The sequence below is a fragment of the Pedococcus sp. P2_D7 genome (assembly GCF_056404295.1).
Genome location: NZ_JBFUEH010000006.1, coordinates 194,771 through 218,887 on the forward strand (window position 1 = coordinate 194,771; position 24,117 = coordinate 218,887).

A 24,117-nucleotide genomic window follows, 5' to 3' on the forward strand; every position below is an offset into this window, starting at 1 on the left:
CTCAAGCCGGCGCCATTCAAGGAAGTAGCAACTAGATGCAGACGCACAAGTACGACGTCGTCATCGTCGGGGCCGGCGGCGCAGGCATGCGCGCCGCGCTCGAGTCGAGCACCCGCACCCGCACGGCGGTGCTGACCAAGCTCTACCCGACCCGCTCCCACACCGGCGCGGCGCAGGGCGGCATGTGTGCCGCCCTCGCCAACGTCGAGGAGGACAACTGGGAGTGGCACACCTTCGACACGGTCAAGGGTGGCGACTACCTCGTCGACCAGGACGCTGCCGAGATCATGTGCCGCGAGGCCATCGACGCGGTCATCGACCTCGAGAAGATGGGCCTGCCGTTCAACCGCACGCCCGAGGGCAAGATCGACCAGCGCCGCTTCGGTGGCCACACCCGCAACCACGGTGAGGCCGCCGTCCGCCGGTCGTGCTTCGCGGCCGACCGCACGGGTCACATGATCCTGCAGACGCTCTACCAGAACTGCGTGAAGCAGGGCGTGGAGTTCTACAACGAGTTCTACGTCCTCGACCTGCTGATGAACACCGGCCCCGACGGCGTCGAGCACACCGCGGGCGTCGTGGCCTACGAGCTGGCCACCGGCGAGCTGCACGTGTTCCAGGCCAAGTCGGTCGTCTTCGCGACCGGTGGCACGGGCAAGGTCTTCAAGACGACCTCGAACGCCCACACCCTCACCGGTGACGGCATGGGGGTGGCCTTCCGACGCGGGATCCCGTTGGAGGACATGGAGTTCTTCCAGTTCCACCCGACCGGTCTGGCCGGGCTCGGCATCCTGCTCTCCGAGGCGGCCCGCGGTGAGGGCGGCATCCTGCGCAACGCCGACGGCGAGCGCTTCATGGAGCGCTACGCCCCCACCATCAAGGACCTGGCACCCCGCGACATCGTCGCGCGGTCGATGGCCAACGAGGTCCGCGAGGGACGTGGCGCCGGTCCCAACAAGGACTACGTGCTGCTCGACCTGACCCACCTCGAGCCGGCCCACATCGACGCCAAGCTCCCCGACATCACCGAGTTCGCACGGACCTACCTCGGCGTCGAGCCCTACACCGAGCCGGTGCCGGTCTACCCGACCGCGCACTACGCGATGGGTGGCGTGCCGACCAACGTCGAGACCGAGGTGCTGCGCAACAACACCGACATCGTCCCCGGCCTGTTCGCCGCCGGCGAGGTCGCCTGCGTCTCCGTGCACGGGTCCAACCGCCTCGGCACCAACAGCCTGTTGGACATCAACGTCTTCGGGCGCCGGGCCGGCATCGCCGCCGCGGAGTATGCCGCGAACGCACCGTTCGTGGACCTGCCCGCCAACCCGGCCGGGCTGGTCGAGGGCATGGTCGAGACCATCCGCACCCGCGACAGCGGCGAGCGCGTCGCCGACCTGCGCCGCGCCCTGCAGGAGACCATGGACCGCAACGTCCAGGTGTTCCGCACCGAGGCCTCGATGAAGGAGGCCCTCGGCGTCATCGACGAGCTCAAGGAGCGCTACGCGGCCGTCGTCGTCCAGGACAAGGGCAAGCGCTACAACACCGACCTGCTCGAGGCCGTCGAGCTCGGCTTCTTGATCGAGCTGGCCGAGGTGATCACGCTCGGTGCACTCGCGCGCAAGGAGTCCCGCGGCGGCCACTTCCGTGAGGACTACGAGGCCCGCGACGACGTGAACTTCATGCGTCACACGATGGCCTACCGTGCGCCCGTCACCGATGTCGAGCAGGGCCCGAAGTTCGCGGACGAGGTCCGCCTCGACTACAAGCCCGTGACCGTCACCCGCTACCAGCCGATGGAGCGCAAGTACTGATGACCGCGACTGCTGAGAAGACCGCCGCGACCGGCGGCCAGGACGCCCCCAAGGCCGGGGCGGTCCCGTCCTTCACCGTCACGCTCAAGATCTCGCGGTTCGACCCCGAGACCGACAGCGAGCAGCACTGGGAGACCTACGAGGTCACCGCGCACGCCACCGACCGCGTGCTCGACGCGCTGCACCAGATCAAGTGGGACCAGGACGGCTCGCTGTCGTTCCGCCGGTCCTGCGCCCACGGCGTCTGCGGGTCGGACGCCATGCGGATCAACGGCAAGAACCGGCTCGCCTGCAAGACGCTGATCAAGGACGTCAACCCCGACAAGCCGATCACCGTCGAGCCGATCAAGGGCCTCCCCGTCGAGAAGGACCTCATCGTCGACATGGAGCCGTTCTTCGACGCCTACCGCGAGGTCATGCCCTTCCTCATCACCGAGGGCAACGAGCCCACGCGGGAGCGGATCCAGAGCCAGGCCGACCGCGACCGGTTCGACGACACGACCAAGTGCATCCTGTGCGCGGCCTGCACGACGAGCTGCCCGGTCTTCTGGAACGACGGCCAGTACTTCGGTCCGGCGGCCATCGTCAACGCCCACCGGTTCATCTTCGACAGCCGCGACGACGGCGGCACGCAGCGCCTGGAGATCCTCAACGACAAGGAAGGGGTGTGGCGCTGCCGCACCACCTTCAACTGCACCGACGCGTGCCCTCGTGGCATCGAGGTGACGAAGGCGATCCAGGAAGTGAAGCGCGCACTCCTGACCAGTCGCTTCTGACCTTGGCACTCGTGACAGCGTCGTCACGCGCGCTCGTCGCCCTCTCCGTCGCGGTGGTCGCGCTCGCGCCGGGTGGCGCCGACGCGGCGACCACCCCGAAGCCGACGCCGACGGTGACGACCACGACGCTGCCGGTGCCGCAGGCGACGGTGGAGCCGCTGTTGTCGGTCGGGGGGCCACAGCTCGCCTCGATGGGGGTCGTCACGGACCTGCCCGCCGGAGTGCCCGCCCCGCCGCAGCTCAAGGACGTCTCGTGGGTGCTGGCCGACCTCGACTCGGGGAAGGTGGTCGCGGCCAAGGCGGCCCACGCCCGCCTGTTGCCGGCGAGCACCCTGAAGACGCTCACCGCCCTCACCCTGATCCCGGAGGTCCCGGCTACCCGCACGATCGTCGCGACCCAGGCGGACGCGAACGCGGACGGCACGCGGGTCGGCATGGTCCCCGGGCTCCCCTACACGGGACGCCAGCTCTTCCAGGGGCTGTTGATGTCGTCGGGCAACGATGCGGCCTACGCGCTGGCCGAGGCCGGCGGCGGACGCGAGGCGACGCTGACCGCGATGAACGAGCACGCGGCATACCTCGGGGCGCACGACACGGTCGCGAAGGACCCGTCGGGGCTGGACGTGCCCGGGCAGACGTCGAGCGCCTATGACCTGGCCCTGATCGGGCGAGCGGCGTTGGAGCTGAAGGACTTCCGCACCTACGTCACGACGAAGCAGGTCGACTTCCCCGGTCGGGTGGACCCCAAGACCAAGAAGCGCGCCACGTTCAAGATCCAGAACCACAACAAGCTCCTCTACAACTACGAGGGCACCATCGGGATCAAGAACGGCTACACCGAGAAGGCCAACCGCACCTTCATCTCGGCCGTCCGGCGCGGCGGGAAGACCTACCTGCTCAGCGAGATGTACGGGCTGGACTCGTCGTGGCGGCCGCAGGCGGCGATGTACGACTGGGCCTTCGCGTACGGTGACCGCGCCGGGGCGGTCGGCGAGCTCGTCGCGCCCGGCACCGTCACCACACCACCGAACCCGCTGCCCAGCGGCTCCCCCACACTGGCGCCCACCGCCCCGGCAGCGACCGGTGCGGCGGCCAGGGCTGCCGCTGTCCCGGAGGCTGGTCCGCGGTGGCCGAGCAGCTGGCGAGGCACCGTGGGCCTGGCCGGCACGGCTGTGGCGCTCCTGGCCCTCACCCTGGTGGTCCGAGCCCGACGGCGGGTCGTCCGGGCCCGTCGCGCCGCGCGGCACCGCTGAGCCACACGGCTGAGCCACCGCCGAGCCCGGCCTCAACGGGTCGTGCGGGGCGGAGCGTCACCGACGGCGGACGAGGCTCCGGAGGCCGCGGCCGATCGTGCCGAGCGCGATCGCACCGACCGCGCCGAGCACCGCTCCCGCGGCGACGCTGGTCCGGTCCGCGGCGCGCTGCCCGAACGTGGGCAGGCCCGCATCGGTGCGCTCGCGGATCGTGACGAGCGCTTCGGGGGCCGGGCCCTCGACGAGCTTGTCGACCTGGCCAACGCTCAGGCCGGGGGCTGCGGCGCCGGTCTCGAGGTCGTTGGCGGCCCAGGCGGCGGAGATGAGGATGACCCGCGACATGAAGTTGAGCCAGACGAGCAGGCCGACGACGAGCGCGAACCCGAGGTAGAGCGGGTTCGCGGTGGTGCTCGAGATGAGCAGCGCGCCGAAGGTCTTCAGCACGGTCAGCCCGACCCCACCGAAGATCGCACCATGGCGCACGGCCTGCCAGGGCAGCCGGATGCCCGACAGGATGCGCAGCATCACCGCCACGATCGCGCCGTCGAGGGCGACACCGACGACGAAGGCGACGATGGCGAGGACCCACTGCTGACCGCCGAGCCCGACGAGTTCGGCCACCCACGAGGCCGTGGAGCCGGCGACGGCGCCGACTGCCGCCGAGAGCACGATCGCCACGCCCAGCAGCAGCAGCACCCCGAGGTCACGGAGCTTGGCGACCACGACGTTGCCCGGCTGGCCCTCCACGCCGAAGATGGCGCGGATGCCGTCGCGCAGCGCGCCCAGCCAGCCGGTGCCGGCGAGCACGAGGCCGACGACCGAGACCACGCCCTGCACCGACAGGGCCGCTCCGGTCGGTGCGCTCACGTCGATGACCCCGTTGGGCTGCGTCGGCGTCTTGACGAAGCCGGGCAGCAGGTTGTTGATGGCGTCCTTGGTGTCGGCGAGCAGCTGGGGTTGGCTGCGGAGCACGATCCCGAACACCGTGAAGGCCAGCAGCACCGCAGGGAAGACCGAGAAGAAGGCGAAGTAGCCGACCCCACCCGCGATGAGGTTGCCGCGGTGGTCGCCGTAGCGCTTCCACGCCCGCCAGACGGAGGTCGCCTGGAACCGCGCCCACCAGGCCTTGAGGGTCCGCACCCTCAGGCCCCGTCCAGCTCGAACGACCGGACCGGGCGCCACACGCCGTCGGCGCCGTGCTCGTAGAGGTGGAAGTCGGTCACCTCGAAGGTGCACTCGAAGTCGGCCAGGTCGCGGAAGGCGCGGTCGAGGTTGTCGTCGGAGACGTGGTGGGCCACCGTGACGTGCGGGTGGTAGTAGAAGTCGAGCTTGCGCTTGAGCGGCCCGCGCCGCACCGACTTCTCGAGCAGCTCGCAGTCGGCCAGCCCACCGGAGACCTGGACGAAGACCACCGGGGAGATGGGCCGGAACGTGCCCGTGCCCCGCAACACCATGGGGAACGAATGGCCTTGGGTGGCAACGTCTGCCAGGTGCTCGACCACGTCGGACAGTTCATCGCCCTCGACCTCGGTCGGCGGCAGCAGGGTGACGTGGGTGGGGATCGAGTCGGCCAAGGGGTCGCCGAAGGAGGCACGCTTGGCCTGGAGCATCTCCGCGTGGGGTGACGGGATGGCGATGGACACACCGATGGTGGGCACGACGGCGACCCTACCCAACGCCGTTCTCGGAGAAGCTCTGTGGGAGCAGTGTCATGTCAGCGGGCACTGGGCAGCAGTCCCGCGGCCGCGCGCACGCGAGCCATCGTGGCCTGGGCGACCTCGCGCGCGCGGTCGGCGCCGTCGGCGAGGATCCGGTCGAGCTCGGCCGGGTCGTCGAGCAGCTCGGTCATCCGCTCCTGGAACGGCGTGAGGCGTTCGACCACGACGTCGGCCACCTCCTTCTTGAGGTCGCCATAGCCACGACCCGCGAAGGACGCCGCGATCTCCTCGACGGGAGTGCCGGACAGCACCGAGTGGATGACGAGCAGGTTGGAGATGCCCGGCTTGTGCTCGGGGTCGTAGCGCACCTCGCCGTCGGTGTCGGTGACGGCCGAGCGGATGTTCTTGGCGATCGTGGCCGGGTCCTGCATCAGGTCGATCAGGCCCTTGGGCGAGGACCCCGTCTTGCTCATCTTCGACGTGGGGTCCTGGAGGTCCATGATCTTGGCCGAGCCCTTGACGATGTAGGCGTCCGGGACCACGAGCGTCTCGCCGAAGCGGGTGTTGAACCGCTCCGCCAGGTCGCGGGTGATCTCCAGGTGCTGGCGCTGGTCCTCGCCGACCGGCACGAAGGCGGCGTCGTACATGAGGATGTCGGCGGCCATGAGCATCGGGTAGGTGAGCAGCCCGACGTTGGCGTTCTGGCCCTTGGCGACCTTGTCCTTGAACTGGGTCATCCGCCGCGCCTCGCCGTCACCGGTCAGGCAGTTCATCACCCAGCCCAGCTCGGCGTGCTCGGTGACGTGGCTTTGGCAGAACACCGCGGAGGTCTTGGGGTCGACCCCGCCCGCGATGAACTGGGCCGCCGTCGCGCGGGTGCGCTGGCGCAGCACCGCCGGCTCTGTCGGCACCGTCAGTGCGTGCAGGTCGGCCACGAAGTAGAAGGCGTCGAACTCGTCCTGCAGCTTCACCCAGTTGACCAGTGCCCCGAGGTAGTTGCCGAGGTGCAGGGAGTCGCTGGTCGGCTGCATCCCGGACAGGGTCCGGGGCAGCGCAGCGGGAGCGGACGTCTCAGGCATGCCCGTCATTCTGTCAGGTCAGGTGCAGAAGGAAACCTTGGGCGGGGGCCAGCACCGGCAGCGCGAGCCCGACCTGTCCAAGCGCGGCCCCGCTGACCCGGATGCCGGCGTCGACGGCGTCGTCCCACCAGCCCGGTCCGCGCGCCTGGGTCACCGCAGGCAGGCCCGCCTCCGGGCGGACCCGGACCGTGTAGGTCCGCTCCGGGTCGAGCCCGGGGAGGGTGAGGAGGCCGGGCGCCACCGACGGACCCGTGTGGGTCCGCAGGACCGTGTATGCCGCCTGCTCGCCTCCCGGTGCGACGGTGCCGGTCACGAGCAGCCCCTGCTCCTCGGGGAGGTCGGCGCGCACGAGGTCACCCGTGTGCACCAGGGGGCGCAGCTCGCGGTAGAGCCCGGACCAGGCGGTCAGGGCGGTCAGCTCGTCGGGGGTGCACCCGGTGATGTCCCACTCCAGGCCGGCGTGGCCCTGGAGCGCCAGCAGCATCCGGAAGGACAGGTCGAGGGTGCGGTGGGTGGTGTGAGCCGTCGCCGGGCCGATGTGCGTGCCCATCAGCTCAGCCGGCACCAGCAGCGAGGTCCAGCGCTGGATCTGCGCGCGCTCGAGCGCGTCGTTGCAGTCGCTGGTCCAGATCCGGTCGGTGCGGGCCAGGACGCCGAGGTCGACCCGGGCGCCCCCGCTGGAGCACGACTCGATCTCGAGGGCGGGGTGGGCCGCCCGGAGCCGGTCGAGGAGGGCGTAGAAGGCGGTCGTCTGGGCGTGCACGGCCGGCCGGTCGACCCCGTCGGGGCCGGTGCGCACCGCCTCGTGCAGGTCGCGGTTGTGGTCCCACTTGATGAAGTCGATGCCGAGCTCGGCGACCAATGCGCTGATCTGCTGCTCGACGTGGGCTGACGCGTCGGGGTTGGCGAGGTCGAGGACGTGCTGGTGCCGGGACGGACGCGGGCGTCCCGCCTTGGGTCCGATGACCCAGTCGGGGTGGGCCCGCACCAGGTCTGAGTCGAGGTTGACCATCTCGGGCTCGAACCACAGCCCGAACTCCATGCCGCGTCCCTTGACGTGCTCGACGAGGGCTCCGAGCCCCTGGGGCCACGCGTCGTCGGACACGACCCAGTCACCCAGCCCCCTGCGGTCGTCGCGGCGGCTGCCGAACCACCCGTCGTCGAGGACGAACCGCTCGACGCCGATCCCGGCCGCCGTGTCGGCGAGCTGCTTCAGCCGGTCGAGGTCGTGGTCGAAGTAGACCGCCTCCCAGGTGTTCAGCACGAGAGGCCGCGGGTCGTTGCTGTGGGCCGCCGTGCCGCGCTGACTGCCGTGCAGCCGACGCGACAGCCCGTCGAGGCCGTCGGTGGCGTGGACGAACACGACGTCGGGCGACGTGTAGGTCTCACCCGGCGCGAGCCGGATCTCGCCCGGCTCGAGCAGCTCGCCACCGCCGAGCACGGCGGCGTGGATGCCGGCGCCCTCGGGGAGGCGTTCGGTGAGGTGCTCGTGGTTGCCGCTCCACGCGACGTGGACGGACCAGACCTCACCGGTGCGGAAGCCGAAGCCGGCGGTGCCGACGGTCAGCAGCAGGGTGGCGTCGTGGCCGGTGCGCCCCCGACGGGAGGCGCGCAGGTGGGTGCCGTCCTGGAGGACGGAGCGCTGCGGCGACCGCTCGCGGCACCACCGGCCGGTCAGGTCGAGCACCTCGGTGGCCCGCGACGGGAGCGGGAGCAGCGCCCGCAGCGCGCCGACGTCGAGGGGCGCTCTCTCAGCGTCGCCGCCGGTGTTCGTCACCGAGCTCGACACCCTGAGCACGCCGTGCTCGTCGAGGGAGTGCCGCAGCACGACCTGGACGGCACCGTCGCTCGCGGTGGTGACCAGCGCGCGCTCGCCGTCCAGCTCGGCGCTGACGTCCCACCGGGGGGCGGCCGCGCCACCGGCTCGGTGCGCGGCATACCCGGGGGTGCCCAGCCAGCCGTCGCCGGTGGTGGGCAGCACGGTGAGGGGCCACGGCTCGTCGAGGCCGTTCTGGGGCACCGGCCCGACGACGATGCTGGCCAGCTCGGCGACCACGGCGTCGGGGAGGTCGGCGCCCCAGTGCAGCACCCTCGGGAGCCCTCCCCCCGAGGTGTCGAGGACGAGACAGGTACCAGCGGACCGGAGGGTTGCGGTCGGCGACGTCATCCCTTGGTTGCTCCCAGGGTCAGGCCTGCGACGAACTGCTTCTGCAGGAGGAAGAAGACGATCAGGGTGGGCAGCGCGATGACCACCGAGCCGGCCGCCACGAGGTTGTTGTCGGTGAAGAACTGGCCGCGCAGGTTGTTGATCGAGCTCGTCACGGGGTACTTGTCGCCCGACTGGAGCAGCACCGTCGCCCAGAAGAACTCGTTGTAGATCCAGGTCACCTCGAGGGTAGCCAGCGCGGCGAGCGGGGGACGGCACAGCGGGAGGGTGAGCTGGAAGAACTGGCGGAGCACGCCGGCCCCGTCGACGACGGCCGACTCGTAGAGCTCGCGCGGCAGCGTCTTCATGTAGTTGGACAGCACGAAGGTGCAGAAGCCGGTCTGGAAGGCCACGTTGACGAGGATCAGGCCCCAGTAGGAGTTGAGCAGCGTGCCCGAGTCGCTGAACCAGAACGGCACCTCGATGGCGCGGAACATCCGGTAGACCGGGATGAGCAGGGCCTGGGGCGGCAGGAGGTTTGCCGCCGTGAACAACCCGAGCAGGGCCAGGTTGAACTTGAACGAGAACCGCGCGACCACGAAGGCGACGCAGGCCGACAGGAAGAGCGTCAACACCACGGCCGGGACCGTGATGTAGGCCGAGTTGAGCATCGTGTGGGAGAAGTTCGCCTGCTCCCAGGCGTTCTTGTAGTTGGCCAGGGTGAACCCGCCGAACGACAGGTAGCCGTGCTGCGACGTGTAGGCGTAGTCGCGGAAGCTGTTGAGGACGGCGTAGGCGACGGGGAAGATCCAGACGAGCGCCACGATGGCCAGGAACACCTGGATGCCGCGGTTGCCCTTCTTGGACCCGACGCCCTGGGGACGCTTGGTGCTCAACGGGTTCCGGCTCCTGGGCGCCGCCACCTGCGGCGCCTCACTGCTGGCAGTCATCGCTGCTCCCTCATGACGATCCGTAGGTACAGGACGATGAAGATCGAGGAGATGACGAGCATGAAGGTGGCCAGCGCCGACCCGAAGCCGATGCGGCTGGCCTCTCCCACGATGTTGCTCGTCACGAGGGTCGAGATCAGCTCGAGGCCGTTGCGCCCCTTGTTGATGACCCAGACCAGGTCGAAGGCTCGCAGCGACTCGATGACGGTGACGACGAGCACGATGATGTTGATCGGGAACATCACGGGGAAGACGACCTTGAAGAACGTCGTCCGCTCGTTGGCCCCGTCGACCTTGGCCGCCTCGCGCAGCGTCGGGTCGACGCCCTTCAGTCCGGCCAGGTAGAGCAACATGATGTAGCCGACGTGTCGCCAGCTCGACGCGAGCAGGGCTGCCCAGAGGTTGTAGCGCGTGTCGCCGTACCAGTCGATCGAGCCACCGGTGATCTGGTTGATGAAGCCCTGGTCGCGGCTGTAGATGAGCTGCCAGATGAACCCGACGAGGGCCAGGGACAGCACGACCGGGAGGTAGATCGCGGTCTGGTAGACCCGCGAACCGCGCACCTCCCGGTCGAGCAGGATGGCGAGGAACATGCCGATCGGGGTGGCGATGAAGAACATCACGGCCAGCCAGATCAGGTTGTGCTGGAGTGCCGGGATGAACGGCGGGTAGATCGTCAGGACGTCCTTGTAGTTCTGGAGCCCCACGACCTTGGCCGAGGAGATCGGGCCGATCCCGTCCCAGTTGGTGAAGGAGAGCAGGACCGACCCGACCGCCGGGACGACGACGAGCCACAGCACGAGCAGCGTCGGGACGCCGATCATCACGGAGACGACGACCCGGTCCACTGGGGACAGGTGGTCGATGCCCCGGTACTTCGAGCGCTTCGGCTTGGCGGGCTTCGGCGTGGTGCGATCGGGCGTGGTGGTTGTCGACACGGTGACTCCTCGAGGCGTCGTCGCGGGTGGTCAGCTCGCGAAGATGCTCTTCTTCTGCTTCTCGATGCTGTTGACGAGTCCGTCGATGTCCTTCGGGTTCTTGAGGAAGGACTGGATGGCAGGGATCATCACCGTCGAGGCGAAGTCCGGCCGGGTGTCGCGGTCCATGAACTGGGCGATCGACTTGGCCTGCGACACGAACTCCACCGACTTCTTCTGCAGCGACGTGTAGGCCGCCTTGTCGGCCTGGTCGTTCGTCGCGATGACGCTCGGGTCGGCCTTGACGACGATGTTCTGAGCCGCGGCGGAGCCCACGTAGCCGAGCAGCTTCTTGGCGCCCGCCTCGTTCTTGGGCCGCTTGGCCATCATGTAGCCGTCGATGGGTGCCTCGATGGCGTCCGCGCCGATGGTGGAGTCGACCTCGGGGAAGTTGAAGAACGTGAGGTCCTCCTGCTCCGCCCCCTTCGCGAACTGCTGGGCCACGAACGACCCGAGCAGGTAGGTGCCGGCCTTCTTCTGCTGGAGCGTCTGGGCGGCCTCCTGCCAGGTGCGTCCGAGCGAGTCGGGCTGGTGGTACTCGAGCAGTCCGGCCCAGGTGTCGAAGACGGCCTTGACCTTGTCGCTGTTCCAGGCTTCCTTGCCGGCCATCAGGTTGACGTGGAAGTCATAGCCGTTGACCCGCAGGTTGAGCTGGTCGAAGGTGCCCATGGCGGGCCAGCCGTCCTTGTCGCCGAACGCGATCGGGACGAGGCCGTCCTTCTTCATCTGGGTGCCGAGGGTCTTGAACTCGTCAAGCGTCTTGGGCTCGGTGTAGCCGTGCTGCTCGAAGACGCTCTTGCGGTAGAACATCGCCCACGGGTAGTAGGTCGACGGCACGAAGTACTGCTTGCCGTCGTCGCCCGTCGAGGCCTTCTTGAGCGCGTCGGACATCCCGGCGCCGGACAGGTCCTTCCAGATGTCCGAGACGTCGCCCGCGAGGCCCTTGGAGGCGAAGAACCGCATCCGGTAGCCCGCGAACCACATCCACACGTCGTCGGGCGAGCCCTGGAGGTAGTTGTTGATGTTCTCCTGGAAGGAGTTGTGGTCGATCGTGTTGACCTTGGCCGTCAGGCCGGCGTTGGCCTTCTGGAAGGCGTCCATGACGGCCTGGATCGCAGCCTTCGGGACGGCGTCCGACTGGTTCGAGCCGACCGTCACGGTGCCCGTGGCTGCGCCACCACCGGAGCCACCGCCGCCACAGGCGGCCAGCAACGTCGGGGCGGCTAGGAGGGTGCCGGCGCCGAGGGCGCCGCGAAGCAGGGTCCGGCGGCTCACACCGCGGACGGAGGCAGGGACGAGGCTGGCGAGGTACTCGGCCTCAGAGGCGGGGCGGGACATGCGGTCTCCTTTGAACGCTATTTGCACCGGCGTGGTGAGGTCGATCAGATCGACAGATTCGATCAAAAACCACCAACAAGAAACGAGGATGACCGCCGGGCCGACTGCTGTCAAGCATTTCCCGGGAACGGTCTCCCATCGTGATCCTTCACTGGATCCGCTCAACGGCAACGGCATCCGCTTGCCGACGCGCGTTCTTGGAGTGGTTCCCAATATCTCGACGTCAACATGTTGATTTTTGTTGACATGACTTCCTGAGCGGCGCAACACTGTCGCCCATGCGTCAGTGGCCGACAGATCGGATCGCCTTCGGAGGCGACTACAACCCCGAGCAGTGGCCCCGCGAGGTGTGGGCCGAGGACATGGAGCTCATGCGGGAGTCCGGAGTCTCGTTCGTGACGCTCGGCGTCTTCTCGTGGTCGTGGCTCGAGCCCGCCAAGGGCGAGTACGACTTCGGCTGGCTCGACGACATCATGGGTCTGCTCCACGAGAACGACATCGCGGTCGACCTCGCGACCGCGACCGCCACCCCTCCCCCGTGGCTGTCGGCGGCGCACCCCGAGATCCTGCCCGTCGACCACGAGGGTCGGACCCTGTGGCCGGGCAGCCGGCAGGCCTGGTGCCCGAGCTCGCGCATCTACCGCGACCACGCGCTCGCCCTCACCGCCCAGCTGGCGCAGCGCTACCACGACCACCCCGCGCTGGCCCTGTGGCACGTCTCGAACGAGTACGCCTGCCACAACATCCCCTGCTACTGCGACACCTGTGCCGCCGGGTTCCGGGTCTGGCTGGAGCGCCGCTACACCGAGCTCGACCACCTGAACGACGCCTGGGGCACCGCCTTCTGGAGCCAGCGCTACACCGACTGGGAGCAGGTCCTGCCCCCGCGGCTCACGACGACTTTTGCCAACCCCACCCACGAGCTCGACTACAAGCGCTTCCAGTCCGACACCCTGCTCGACTTCCACCGCAGCGAGAAGGCGGTCCTCAGCGACCTCTCCCCCGGCGTGCCGGTGACGACGAACTTCATGACGCTCGCACACTTCGACCACCTCGACTACCACCAGTGGGCGCCGGACCAGGACGTCGTGAGCACCGACCACTACGTCGTGGCCACCCTCGAGCACCCCCGGGCGGAGCTCGCCTTCAGTGGCGACCTGACCCGCGGCCTCGCCGGCGGTGCCCCCTGGCTGCTGATGGAGCACTCGACGAGCGCGGTGAACTGGCAGCCGGTCAACCCGGCGAAGGACCCCGGCCAGACCGTGCGCGACAGCATCGCCCACGTGGCGAGGGGCGCCGACACGATCGGCTTCTTCCAGTGGCGGCAGTCCCGGTCGGGCAGCGAGAAGTTCCACTCCGCACTGGTCCCCCATGCGGGGCGCGACAGCGCGCGGTTCCGCGAGGTCTGCGAGCTCGGCGCGCTGGCCGGGCGGCTCGGGGCACTCAAGGGCTCGCGGGTCGAGGCCGACGTCGCGATCCTGTGGGACTACCAGGCCCAGTGGGCCGCCCACGGTCCGGCCATGCCGTCCAGTGAGCTGCGCTACCCCACGACGGCGCACGCCATCCACCGCGTGCTGCGCGACCAGGGCATCACGGCCGACGTGGTGCACCCGAGTGCCGACCTCACGGCATACCGGGTCGTGGTGGTCCCCACCCTCTACCTGGTGACCGACGAGCACGCGGCGGCCATCGCCGCGGCCGCCGAGGCCGGCGCCCAGGTGCTCGTCACCTTCTTCTCCGGCATCGCCACCGAGGACGACCACGTGCGGCTCGGCGGCTACCCCGGCGCGTTCCGCGACCTGCTCGGCGTCCGCGTCGAGGAGTTCTTCCCCCTCATGCCCGGTGAGACGGTCGCGCTCGCCGAGGGCGGCGCCGGGCGACTCTGGAGCGAGGACGTCACCGCCGTCGACAGCGAGGCGCTCGACCGGTATGCCGCCGGCCCCCTCACCGGGCGACCGAGCCTCACCCGACGCGTCACCGGGGAGGGCGCCGCGTGGTACCTCAGCACGCTCCCGGACGACTCGTCGCTGGGGGCGGTCCTCGCCCAGGTCACCCGGGCGGGCGGGGTCTCCCCGGTCGCCGACGTCCCACCGGGCGTCGAGGCCACCCGTCGCCGGGGCGCCGAGGGTTCGTGGCTGTTCCTGGTCAACGACACCCACCAGCACCAAGAGGTGCCGGCGACCGGCCATGATGTGGTGGCTGATGGCCCCGTGGGCCCGACCGTCACCCTCCCGCCGGGTGGCGTCGCCGTCGTCAGGGAGGACTGATCGAGATGCTCGCGAGCCAGCGTCGCACCACCATCCTCGGGCTCGTCGAGGAGACTGGCGGGGTTCGGGTGTCCGAGCTGGTCGAGCAGCTCGGCGTCTCCGACATGACCGTGCGGCGCGACATCGAGCAGCTGGCCGGCGAGGGTCTGGTGCAGCGGGTGCACGGTGGAGCCCTCGCCGTCGGCACCCGCAGCAGCGAGGAGCCCGGCTTCACGGCGAAGTCAGGGCTCATGCAGGCGCAGAAGATCGCCATCGCCGAGGCGGCCGCCCAGCTCGTCGAACCCGGTGCCGCGATCGGGATCTCCGCGGGCACGACCACCTTCGAGTTCGCCCGCGCCGTGTGTGCGGTCTCCGACCTCACCGTCGTCACCAACTCGGTGCCCGTCGCCCAGCTGCTGCACGAGTCCGGCGCACCCGGGCAGACGGTCGTCCTGACCGGTGGCGTGCGGACCCCCTCGGACGCGCTCGTGGGACCGGTGGCCGTCACGGCGCTGCGGATGCTCCACGTCGACCGCCTCTTCCTCGGCGTGCACGGCATGGACGCGCAGGCCGGTCTCACCACCCCCAACCTGGTCGAGGCCGAGACCAACCGCGCCATGGTCGAGACCGCCCGACAGGTCTGCGTCCTGGCCGACCACACCAAGTGGGGCACCGTCGGCCTCAGCACGATCATCCCGCTCTCGTCGGTCGACCTCGTGGTCTCCGACGAGGGACTCGGGTCGCGCGCCCGCACCGCCCTCACCGAGGCCGGCGCCGAGGTCACGATCGCCACGCAGCCCCGCACCCGGTTCGACCGACGCCGACGAGGAACCCCATGAGCCTGACCCGCACCAGCCGTCGGCTCGCGGACGGTCGGGAGATCATCTACTTCGACGACAGCTTCGACGCACCGGTGCGCACCGCCGAGGACCAGCGCCCCCTCGGGGAGCGCGCCCGCTCGGGCGAGGTCCGGCACGACGCCCTCGTGGGCGACTGGGTCGCCGTCGCCGGTCACCGGTTGAACCGGACCTTCCTGCCCCCCAAGGACGAGTGCCCCCTGTGCCCGACGGGCACCGGGAGCGTGCCCTCGGAGGTGCCCGAGGCGGTCTACGACGTCGTGGTGTTCGAGAACCGCTTCCCCTCCTTCGCGCCGGTCTCGGACCACCACCCGGACGACGAGCCGACCGACGACCTGGACCGCACCGCCCCCGCCCTGGGGCGCTGCGAGGTGGTCTGCTTCACCAGCGACCACGACTCGACCTTCGCCGACCTGTCCCCCAGCCGGACCCGCACCGTGATCGACGCCTGGGCCGACCGCACTGCCGAGCTGGGCGACCTCCCCGAGGTGGAACAGGTCTTCTGCTTCGAGAACCGCGGCCAGCAGGTCGGTGTCACGCTGCACCACCCTCACGGCCAGATCTACGCGTATCCCTATGTGCCGCAACGCTCCGCGGCCATCCTGGCGCAGGCGACCGAGCACCACGCGCGCACCGGACGGCTGCTCGGAGCGGACATCCTCGCCGCCGAGCTCGAGGCCAAGGTCCGCATCGTCGCCGAGAGCGAGCACTGGGTGGCCTACGTGCCCTTCGCAGCCCGCTGGCCGGTCGAGGTGCACCTGGCACCGCGGCGCGACGTGCCCGACCTGCCCTCCCTCACGCCGTCCGAACGCGACGACCTGGCGACCGTCTACCTCGACCTGCTGCAGCGTCTCGACCGCTACTACGTGGCCAAGGACGGCAGCCCGATCCGGTTGCCCTACATCTCCGGCTGGCACCAGGCCCCCAGCAGCCGAGGCCGCGAGGTGTCGCGACTGCACCTGCAGGTGATGTCGGTCCTGCGCTCCCCGAAGAAGCTCAAGTACCTCGCCGGGTCGGAGTCCGGGGTGGGCGGCTGGGTCAACGACGTGCCACCGGAGCAGATCGCGGAGCGCCTGCGAGACGTGGCCCGGTGAGCGCTGACAGCGCCGCCCGGCTCTTCCGCTCCACCTTTGGCGCTGAGCCCACTGGTGTGTGGTCGGCGCCCGGCCGGGTCAACCTCATCGGGGAGCACACCGACTACAACAGCGGGCTCTGCCTGCCGATCGCACTCCCGCAGCGCACCTTCGCGGCCGTGCGCCGTCGCGACGACGACCTCGTGCGGATCGTCTCCGCACAGGGTGACGGCGTCGTCGAGGTGGAGCTGGGAGACGTCGGCGCCGGGCACCCGTCCGGCTGGGCCGCGTACGTCGCAGGGGTGCCGTGGTCCCTGCGCAGTGCCGGGTATGCCGTGGGCGGGCTCGACGTGGCCGTCGACGGCCACGTGCCGCTGGGCGCCGGGCTTTCCAGCTCGGCTGCCCTCGAGTGTGCCGTGGCCGCCGGCGTCTCCGACCTCCACGACCTCCGGTTGCTGGCGACGCCGTCGGGGCGTTCGGCACTCGCCGCCGTCTGCGTGGAGGCCGAGAACACGGTCGCCCAGGCCCCCACCGGCGGCATGGACCAGTCCGCCGCCCTGCTCGCCGAGGCGGGCCAGGCGCTGCTCCTCGACTGCCGCGACCACAGCACCGAGCAGGTGCCGTTCGACCTCGCCGCACACGGGCTGGCCCTGCTCGTCATGGACACCCGGGCCGAGCACGCGCTCGTCGACGGCCAGTACGCCGAACGCCGCGACTCGTGCGAGCAGGCCGCCCGGGAGCTGGACGTGACCAGCCTCCGCGAGGTCTCCGTCGACGACCTGTCCGACCGCCTCACCACGCTCTCCTCGGACCTGCTCCGACGACGGGCGCGACACATCGTCACCGAGATCGAGCGAGTGCGCGAGACGGTGGAGGCATTGCGCCACAACGACTTCCAGACGGTGGGCCATCTCTTCGTCGCCTCCCACGCCTCGATGCGCGACGACTTCGAGATCTCGGTGGCCGAGCTCGACACGGCCGTCGAGGCTGCTCTCGGCGCAGGAGCGCTGGGGGCACGGATGACCGGCGGAGGGTTCGGAGGGTCGGCCATCGCGCTGATCCGTGCCGACGCGGCAGAGGCGACCATCGCAGCCGTGGAGCAGGCCTTCTCCGACCGGGGCTTCGGGGCGCCCGACTGCTTCGTGGTCGCTGCCTCCGGCTCGGCCACTCGCGACCACTGACCCCCGCGACCCGACCCGGCGCCAGACCCCTCTTCGGGAGAGCCTGCCGTCAGTCCAGGTCGTAGTCGACCACGACCGCCGCGTGGTCGGACCAGCGCAGGTCGTATGCCGCCGCGCGGCCCACCGACGCCGTGGCCGCCCGCGCCGCGAGCGGGCGGCTGGCCAGCTGGTAGTCGATCCGCCAGCCCGAGTCGTTGTCGAACGCCTGGCCCCGCCAGGACCACCAGGTGTAGGGGCCCGGGCCAGGGCCGTGCGCAGCCCGGTGCACGTCGACCCAGTGCCCGGCCTCGAACCAGCGGTCGAAGCGGTCGCGCTCCTCGGGGAGGAACCCCGACTTGCGCAGGTTGCCCTTCCAGTTCTTGAGGTCGTCCTCACGGTGGGCGACGTTGAGGTCGCCGGTGACGACCGCCAGCGACCCGGCGGAGGTCCAGGCGTCGAGGCGGGACCCGATGGCATCGAGGAACCGCAGCTTCTGCTCCTGGCGGGGGGTACCAGCATCTCCCGTGTGGACGTACGTGGAGGCGACGGTGACCATCCCGGCGCGGGTCTCGAGGTCGGCCTCGACCCAGCGCCCGGCGCCGTCGAACTCGACAGGTCCGACCGCCACCTGCACCCGGGACTGCGGCTGGCGGCTGACCACGGCCACGCCCGCGCGCCCCCTCGACTCCGCCTCGGTGTGGGCGACGTGCCAGGTGCCGAAGCCACCCACGTCCAGGCACTCGCGGAGCTGGTCGTCCGTGGCCCGCACCTCCTGCAGGCACAGCACGTCCGGCCGCTGGTCCGCCAGCCAGGTCATCCCGCCACGGCGGGTGGCGGCACGAATGCCGTTGACGTTCGCGGAGATCAGGCGCACCCCCACATTGTCGGTGCCGGAGCCCGACGACCCGCACTAGGGTGCCGACCATGGCCGACGAGACCCCGCAGACCTCCCCTGCGCCCACGACCCCAGCCGAGTCCTCCCCGCTGCAGGCGGGCGGCGCGACCGGGGCCAAGCCGAACGCCGAGCCACCGCCCGTGCCGCCGAAGGACGACCTGGTGACCACGCGGCATACCCTCAAGGTCGGTCGGCGCACCCTGCGCTACACCGCCACGGCGGGGCGCATCGTCCTGCGGTCGGAGGTGTTCGACCACGGCGTCTTCAAGGGGCACAAGGCCAAGGCCGAGCTCAGCGTCACCTCCTACGTCCTCGACGCGCCGGCGAGCTCCCGTCGCCCCGTGACGTTCGCGTTCAACGGCGGTCCGGGCTCCAGCTCGGTCTGGCTCCACCTGGGTCTGCTCGGACCACGACGGGTCGACTCCGGCGACGTCGGCCGGCTCACGCCCCCGCCCTACGACCTGGTGGACAACACCGAGTCCCTGCTCGCCGTCTCGGACCTCGTCTTCATCGACCCCGTCTCGACCGGCTACTCCCGCGCAGTCGAGGGTGGGAAGCCGAAGGAGTACCACGGTTTCAAGGCCGACATCGAGAGCGTGGGCGAGCTCATCCGCCTCTGGACCACACGCCACAACCGTTGGCTGTCACCGAAGTTCATCGCCGGTGAGTCCTACGGCACGATCCGCGCGGCGGCGCTCGCCGAGCACCTGCAGACCCGCCACGGGCTCTACGTCAACGGCATCATGCTGATCAGCTCGGTGCTCGACCTGGCCACCGTCGACTTCGAGTTCCGCAACGACCGCGCCCACGTCGACTACCTGCCGACCTACGCCGCCACCGCCCACTACCACGGCAAGCACGGACGCAAGTCACTCAAGACGGTGCTCGCCGAGGCGGAGGAGTATGCGGCGCGCGACTACCCGTGGGCGCTGTCGCGGGGGTCCCGGCTGACCGCCGCGGAGCGAGCCGAGCACGTGACCCGCCTCGCGGCCCTGACCGGCCTGTCGGAGGAGTACGTGGACCGGGCGAACCTGCGGATCGAGCACGTCCGCTTCTTCACCGAGCTGCTGCGCGACCAGGGCCTGGCCGTCGGTCGCCTCGACTCGCGCTTCACCGGACCCCTGGCCCGTGGCAACGCCGAGACGTGGGACGCCGACCCGTCGATGGACGCGATCAGCGGTCCCTATGCGGCCGCGTGGAACCACTACGTGCGGGACGAGCTCGACTACCGCAACGACCTGCCCTACACCCAGCTGTCCGAGCTGGCCTCGACCGACTGGTCGTTCAAGGAGTTCGAGGGCAAGCCGGTCGACGTCAGTGCCCAGCTCGCCCGGGCGATGCGCGCCAATCCCCACCTCAAGGTCCACATCGCCTACGGCTACCACGACGGGGCGACGCCCTACTACGGGGCGCAGGACGTCGTGGCGCACCTGGAGGTCGCGGAGTCGTTGCGCGGCAACATCGAGCACGCCTACTACGAGGCCGGCCACATGATGTACGTCCACGAGCCCAGCCGGCTCCAACAGTCCAAGGACCTGGCGTCGTTTGTTGAAAGGTCCAGTGGCGAGAGGTCTCGTGACCGCTGACGAGGAGTCTGCAGGGCATCGTCGTCGACGCCGTCGGGGTCCTGGTGGGGGTGATCGGGTCCGGCGACCGCCGCCGACTTCGGCATCCCTGCTGCCGAAGTAGACCGCGACGTCGTTGTTCCGTGGGGGCGGTGCGTCTGTCTGTCCGATCGGGCTTTTCGGACCACGGCGGCCGCCCCTGCACCCGGCCAGCCGTGACCCTTGCCCTGAAGGTAGGTGACCACCGCCGGGCGCCTCGGCAGATCGCCAGAACCCGGTGTCCGTTTCGCGGCATGCGTCCGGTCTGCGGCCCGCCTTCGGACGGATTCGACGAGGCCGACCTCGTCCCTTCGGAGGAGGGTCGGCGCGCCGGGGCGCTCAGGGTGTCGGACGTGTGCAAAGCGCGTGAGTGCGGGAGAGTGGTCACGGCATGGGCCGGGTGGGCCCTTTCTTTCCCAAGGAGAGCTGCGCATGCGCACACCTGCACTGACCTCACGACTGGGCGCTGAGGCGCTCGGCACCTTCTGGCTCGTCTTCGGCGGGTGCGGAAGCGCCATCTTCTCGGCGAAGTACCTGGCCCCCAACGTCGTGACCGGGCAGGCGGTCCAGCTCGGCATCGGCTTCCTCGGTGTCGCCCTCGCCTTCGGCCTCACCGTGCTGACGATGGCGTATGCCGTGGGGCACGTCTCCGGGGCGCACTTCAACCCCGCGGTCACCATCGGGATCGCCGTGGCCAAGCGCTTCCCCTGGAAGGACGTCCCGGCCTACCTCGTCGCCCAGGTCCTCGGTGGCCTCCTCGCCGGCCTCGCGCTCTGGGGCATCGCCCGCGGAGTCTCGGGCTTCGACGCGACCGGCAACCTCGCCGCCAACGGCTACGGCGACCACTCCCCCGGCGGCTACACGCTGGTCGCAGTGCTCTGCGCCGAGGCGATCCTCACCGCGTTCTTCCTCTACGTCATCCTCGGCGCGACCGACGACCGGGCCCCGACCGGCTTCGCCCCCATTGCGATCGGCCTCGCCCTCACCCTCGTCCACCTGATCTCGATCCCGATCAGCAACACGTCGGTGAACCCGGCCCGCTCCACGGCGGTCGCGTTCTTCAACGGCAACGGCGCACCGGCCCAGCTGTGGGCGTTCTGGGTCGCGCCGATCATCGGTGCCGTGATCGCCGGGGCGACGTACCACCTCGTGACCGGCGTCGACCGCCGGGACGAGGACATCACCGGTGTCGTCGACCCCGAGGACCTCAAGCCCACCACCTGAGCCCTCCCTCCTCTCCGTCGCTTACTCATACAAAAGGCGAGTTAGCGCCGCCCTGGCCGTCGCCTACTCATACAAAAGGCGAGTTAGCGCCGCCCTGGCCGTCGCTTACTCATGCAAAAGGCGAGTTAGCGCCGCCCAGGCCGTCGCTTACTCATACAAAAGGCGAGTTAGCGCCGCCCTGGCCGTCGCGCCGGTGGGCGGTTGCACAGGTATCTTGATATCAAGATACTGTGGTGCCAGCGCCGGGACGGCGACCCATCGGGCCGATAGCCTGAACACCGTCCCCGCCGCCCGACACCCCGGACCCCACCTCAGGAGAGAGTCGCCTCCATGGCCAAGATCATCTACACGCTGACCGACGAGGCGCCCATGCTGGCGACCTACTCCTTCCTCCCGGTGATCGAGGCCTTCGCCGGCACCGCAGGGGTCGACGTCGAGACCCGCGACATCTCCCTGTCGGGCCGGATCATCGCCGCCTTCGACGACGTGCTGCCCGAGGACCAGCGGATCGGTGACGCCCTCGCCGAGCTCGGCGAGCTGGCCACCACCCCCGAGGCCAACATCATCAAGCTGCCCAACGTCTCAGCCTCCCTTCCCCAGCTCAAGGCGGCCATCGCGGAGCTGCAGGCCAAGGGCTACGCCCTGCCCGACTACCCCGACGAGGCGAGCACCGACGAGCAGCGCGACGCGCGGGCCCGGTACGACCGCGTCAAGGGCAGCGCCGTGAACCCCGTGCTGCGCGAGGGAAACTCCGACCGACGCGCTCCCGCCGCCGTCAAGAACTACGCGCGCAAGCACCCCCACTCGATGGGCGCCTGGAGCGCCGACTCGAAGACCAACGTGGCGACCATGGGCGAGAACGACTTCCGGTCCAACGAGCAGTCCGTCGTGATCCCCTCCGCCGACACCCTCACCATCCAGCTCGTGACCGACGCCGGCCCGACCGTCCTCCTGGACGGCCTGACCGTCCTCGAGGGCGAGGTCGTCGACGCGACCGTCATGCGGGCCGCTGCGCTCGACGCCTTCCTGGCCGAGCAGATCGCCCGCGCCAAGAGCGAGGACGTGCTCTTCTCGGTGCACCTCAAGGCCACGATGATGAAGGTCTCCGACCCGATCATCTTCGGCCACGTCGTGCGGGCCTTCCTCCCCGACGTGTTCGCCGAGTACGGCGCCGACCTCGCCGCGGCGGGCCTGTCCCCCAACAACGGCCTCGGCTCGATCATCGACGGCCTCGCCGCCCTCGGCGACAAGGGCGCGGAGATCAAGGCTGCCATCGACCGGGGCCTCGCCGACGGGCCGCGGCTCGCGATGGTGAACTCCGACAAGGGGATCACCAACCTGCACGTCCCGAGCGACGTCATCGTCGACGCGTCGATGCCGGCCATGATCCGCACGTCCGGCCACATGTGGGGCCCGGACGGCGCGGAGGCCGACACCCTCGCCGTCATCCCCGACAGCTCCTACGCCGGGATCTACCAGGCCGTCATCGACGACTGCCGCACCCATGGCGCCTACGACCCGACCACGATGGGCTCGGTCCCCAACGTCGGCCTGATGGCCCAGAAGGCCGAGGAGTACGGCAGCCACGACAAGACCTTCGAGATCGCCGAGGCGGGCACCGTCCAGGTGGTCAACGCGGCCGGCGACGTCCTGATGTCCCACGACGTCCAGCCCGGTGACATCTGGCGCGCCTGCCAGACCAAGGACGCCCCGATCCGGGACTGGGTCAAGCTGGCCGTCACCCGCGCCCGGGCCTCCAGGACCCCGGCGGTCTTCTGGCTCGACGAGTCGCGCGCCCACGACCGCAACCTCATCGAGAAGGTCAACGCCTACCTCCCGGAGCACGACACCGAGGGTCTCGACCTCCAGGTCATGTCGCCGGTCGACGCCGCGACGTTCTCGGTCGAGCGGATCCGCAAGGGTGAGGACACCATCTCGGTCACCGGCAACGTGCTGCGCGACTACAACACCGACCTCTTCCCGATCCTCGAGCTCGGCACCAGCGCCAAGATGCTGTCCGTCGTGCCGCTGATGAACGGCGGCGGGCTGTTCGAGACCGGGGCCGGCGGCTCGGCCCCCAAGCACGTCCAGCAGCTGGTGCAGGAGAACTACCTGCGCTGGGACAGCCTCGGCGAGTTCCTCGCCCTGGCGGAGAGCCTGCGCCACATGGCCACCACCACCGACAACGCCCGTGCCGAGCTGCTCGGGGAGGCCCTCGACCGCGCGACCGAGCGGCTGCTCAACGAGAACAAGGGCCCGGCCCGCAAGGTCGGCCAGATCGACAACCGCGGCAGCCACTTCTACCTCGCGCTGTTCTGGGCCCACGAGCTCGCGACCCAGACCGAGGATGCGGAGCTCGCCGCGTCGTTCGCCACGGTGGCCGAGACCCTCGCGGCACAGGAGGCGACGATCACCGACGAGCTGCTGGCCGTGCAGGGGCATCCCGCCGACATCGGGGGCTACTACCGCCCCGACGAGGACAAGACGGCCGCGGTGATGCGTCCGTCCGCGACCTTCAACGAGGCCCTGGCCGCCCTGCGCTGACACGACCCGCGGGTATGCCGCGTCGTCACCCTGGGTGACCGCGCGGCATACCCGTCCGTGGGACGGAACGAACCACCCGGAATGGGACGCACTTCGGCGGGGTTGCCACCTGCATGAGCGACTGGAACGACGGAGTCATTGCGGAGTTTCGTGCCAACGAGGGTCGCGTCGGCGGCTACTTCAAGGGCGCGCCGATGATCCTGCTGCACCACATCGGCGCCAGGAGCGGAACGGTCCGGGTGAACCCGGTGGTCTACTTCCCGCAGGACGACGGCTCGATGCTCGTCGTGGCCTCCAAGGGCGGGGCCCCGACCAACCCCGACTGGTACCACAACCTGCGAGCCCATCCGCGATTCGAGGTCGAGGTCGGCACCCGGACCTTCACCGTCGAGGCGAGCGAGCTGAGCCCCGCCGAGCGCGCGGCGAAGTGGCCCGAGATCGTCGCGGCCCGACCTGGTTTCGGTGACTACGAGACGAAGACCAGCCGGACCATCCCCGTCCTGCGCCTGCGCGAGGTCGCCTGACC

General features: G+C 70.0%; 19 protein-coding genes. 11 read left to right on the top strand and 8 right to left on the bottom strand.

The annotated features are described in order from the left end of the window. Positions 1–35 precede the first annotated feature (35 nt). From sdhA to AC1DWJ_RS15965, 3 genes are read left to right on the top strand one after another with little or no spacing between them, the layout of a single operon-like run. Positions 36–1,811, top strand: a complete 1,776-nt coding sequence (sdhA, locus tag AC1DWJ_RS15955) for a succinate dehydrogenase flavoprotein subunit (RefSeq protein WP_457252610.1) — start codon at positions 36–38, stop codon at positions 1,809–1,811. Beyond that, complete coding sequence (locus AC1DWJ_RS15960; protein WP_457252611.1) at positions 1,811–2,587, top strand: succinate dehydrogenase iron-sulfur subunit; 777 nt, start codon at positions 1,811–1,813, stop codon at positions 2,585–2,587. The genes sdhA and AC1DWJ_RS15960 overlap by 1 nt, the downstream gene beginning before the upstream one ends. Positions 2,588–2,598: 11 nt before the next feature. Next, entirely contained in the window at positions 2,599–3,840 is a 1,242-nt protein-coding gene (locus AC1DWJ_RS15965; protein WP_477621305.1) for a D-alanyl-D-alanine carboxypeptidase family protein, read from the top strand. 57 nt (positions 3,841–3,897) lie between these two features. Here AC1DWJ_RS15965 and AC1DWJ_RS15970 read toward each other — a convergent pair whose 3' ends face one another. The 7 genes from AC1DWJ_RS15970 to AC1DWJ_RS16000 are packed head-to-tail and all read right to left on the bottom strand — an operon-like array spanning position 3,898 to position 11,988. Next, on the bottom strand, positions 3,898–4,980 hold the full coding sequence (locus AC1DWJ_RS15970; RefSeq protein WP_477621306.1) for a YihY/virulence factor BrkB family protein: 1,083 nt from the start codon (positions 4,978–4,980) through the stop codon (positions 3,898–3,900). Between the two features lie 2 nt (positions 4,981–4,982). After that, a complete protein-coding gene (locus AC1DWJ_RS15975; RefSeq protein ID WP_457252614.1) occupies positions 4,983–5,498 on the bottom strand; it encodes a 2'-5' RNA ligase family protein in 516 nt (171 codons plus the stop codon). A gap of 56 nt (positions 5,499–5,554) precedes the next feature. Continuing rightward, positions 5,555–6,586 (bottom strand): tryptophan--tRNA ligase, encoded by a 1,032-nt coding sequence (gene trpS / locus AC1DWJ_RS15980; protein ID WP_477621307.1) that lies wholly within the window; start codon positions 6,584–6,586, stop codon positions 5,555–5,557. Between the two features lie 4 nt (positions 6,587–6,590). After that, a complete protein-coding gene (locus tag AC1DWJ_RS15985; RefSeq protein WP_477621308.1) occupies positions 6,591–8,744 on the bottom strand; it encodes an alpha-galactosidase in 2,154 nt (717 codons plus the stop codon). Further along, positions 8,741–9,673 (bottom strand): carbohydrate ABC transporter permease, encoded by a 933-nt coding sequence (locus tag AC1DWJ_RS15990; protein ID WP_457252617.1) that lies wholly within the window; start codon positions 9,671–9,673, stop codon positions 8,741–8,743. Before AC1DWJ_RS15990 ends, AC1DWJ_RS15985 begins: the two co-directional genes overlap by 4 nt. Next, the gene (locus AC1DWJ_RS15995) at positions 9,670–10,611 is read right to left on the bottom strand and encodes a carbohydrate ABC transporter permease (protein ID WP_477621309.1); all 942 of its coding nucleotides are present in this window, start codon (positions 10,609–10,611) and stop codon (positions 9,670–9,672) included. Before AC1DWJ_RS15995 ends, AC1DWJ_RS15990 begins: the two co-directional genes overlap by 4 nt. Positions 10,612–10,641: 30 nt before the next feature. Then, positions 10,642–11,988 carry an ABC transporter substrate-binding protein gene (locus tag AC1DWJ_RS16000; RefSeq protein WP_477621310.1) on the bottom strand — a complete coding sequence of 449 codons (1,347 nt, stop codon included), beginning with the start codon at positions 11,986–11,988 and terminating at the stop codon, positions 10,642–10,644. Between the two features lie 278 nt (positions 11,989–12,266). On the opposite strand from AC1DWJ_RS16000, the gene AC1DWJ_RS16005 reads away from it, so the two are divergent. Genes AC1DWJ_RS16005 through galK form a run of 4 tightly spaced genes read left to right on the top strand, consistent with a single transcriptional unit; the run spans position 12,267 to position 17,345 of the window. After that, on the top strand, positions 12,267–14,255 hold the full coding sequence (locus AC1DWJ_RS16005; RefSeq protein WP_477621311.1) for a beta-galactosidase: 1,989 nt from the start codon (positions 12,267–12,269) through the stop codon (positions 14,253–14,255). Positions 14,256–14,260: 5 nt separating this feature from the next. After that, a complete protein-coding gene (locus tag AC1DWJ_RS16010; RefSeq protein ID WP_477621312.1) occupies positions 14,261–15,073 on the top strand; it encodes a DeoR/GlpR family DNA-binding transcription regulator in 813 nt (270 codons plus the stop codon). Then, the gene (galT, locus tag AC1DWJ_RS16015) at positions 15,070–16,185 is read left to right on the top strand and encodes a galactose-1-phosphate uridylyltransferase (RefSeq protein WP_477621313.1); all 1,116 of its coding nucleotides are present in this window, start codon (positions 15,070–15,072) and stop codon (positions 16,183–16,185) included. The genes AC1DWJ_RS16010 and galT overlap by 4 nt, the downstream gene beginning before the upstream one ends. Next, positions 16,182–17,345, top strand: a complete 1,164-nt coding sequence (gene galK, locus AC1DWJ_RS16020; RefSeq protein ID WP_477621314.1) for a galactokinase — start codon at positions 16,182–16,184, stop codon at positions 17,343–17,345. The genes galT and galK overlap by 4 nt, the downstream gene beginning before the upstream one ends. 49 nt (positions 17,346–17,394) lie before the next feature. Here the strand turns inward: galK and AC1DWJ_RS16025 are convergent, their stop codons facing one another. Continuing rightward, positions 17,395–18,198: an exodeoxyribonuclease III gene (locus tag AC1DWJ_RS16025; protein WP_477621315.1), complete on the bottom strand. Its 804-nt coding sequence runs from the start codon at positions 18,196–18,198 to the stop codon at positions 17,395–17,397. Positions 18,199–18,248: 50 nt separating this feature from the next. Between AC1DWJ_RS16025 and AC1DWJ_RS16030 the strand changes: the two genes are divergently transcribed. From AC1DWJ_RS16030 to AC1DWJ_RS16045, 4 genes are all read left to right on the top strand, one after another. Further along, positions 18,249–19,805, top strand: a complete 1,557-nt coding sequence (locus AC1DWJ_RS16030) for a S10 family peptidase (RefSeq protein WP_477621316.1) — start codon at positions 18,249–18,251, stop codon at positions 19,803–19,805. A gap of 450 nt (positions 19,806–20,255) precedes the next feature. Further along, the gene (gene aqpZ / locus AC1DWJ_RS16035) at positions 20,256–21,047 is read left to right on the top strand and encodes an aquaporin Z (protein WP_477621317.1); all 792 of its coding nucleotides are present in this window, start codon (positions 20,256–20,258) and stop codon (positions 21,045–21,047) included. 330 nt (positions 21,048–21,377) lie between these two features. Next, positions 21,378–23,591, top strand: coding sequence for an NADP-dependent isocitrate dehydrogenase (locus AC1DWJ_RS16040; protein ID WP_477621318.1), 2,214 nt, complete (start codon positions 21,378–21,380; stop codon positions 23,589–23,591). 113 nt (positions 23,592–23,704) lie between these two features. Beyond that, complete coding sequence (locus AC1DWJ_RS16045; RefSeq protein WP_477621319.1) at positions 23,705–24,115, top strand: nitroreductase family deazaflavin-dependent oxidoreductase; 411 nt, start codon at positions 23,705–23,707, stop codon at positions 24,113–24,115. The last annotated feature ends 2 nt before the right edge of the window (positions 24,116–24,117 follow it).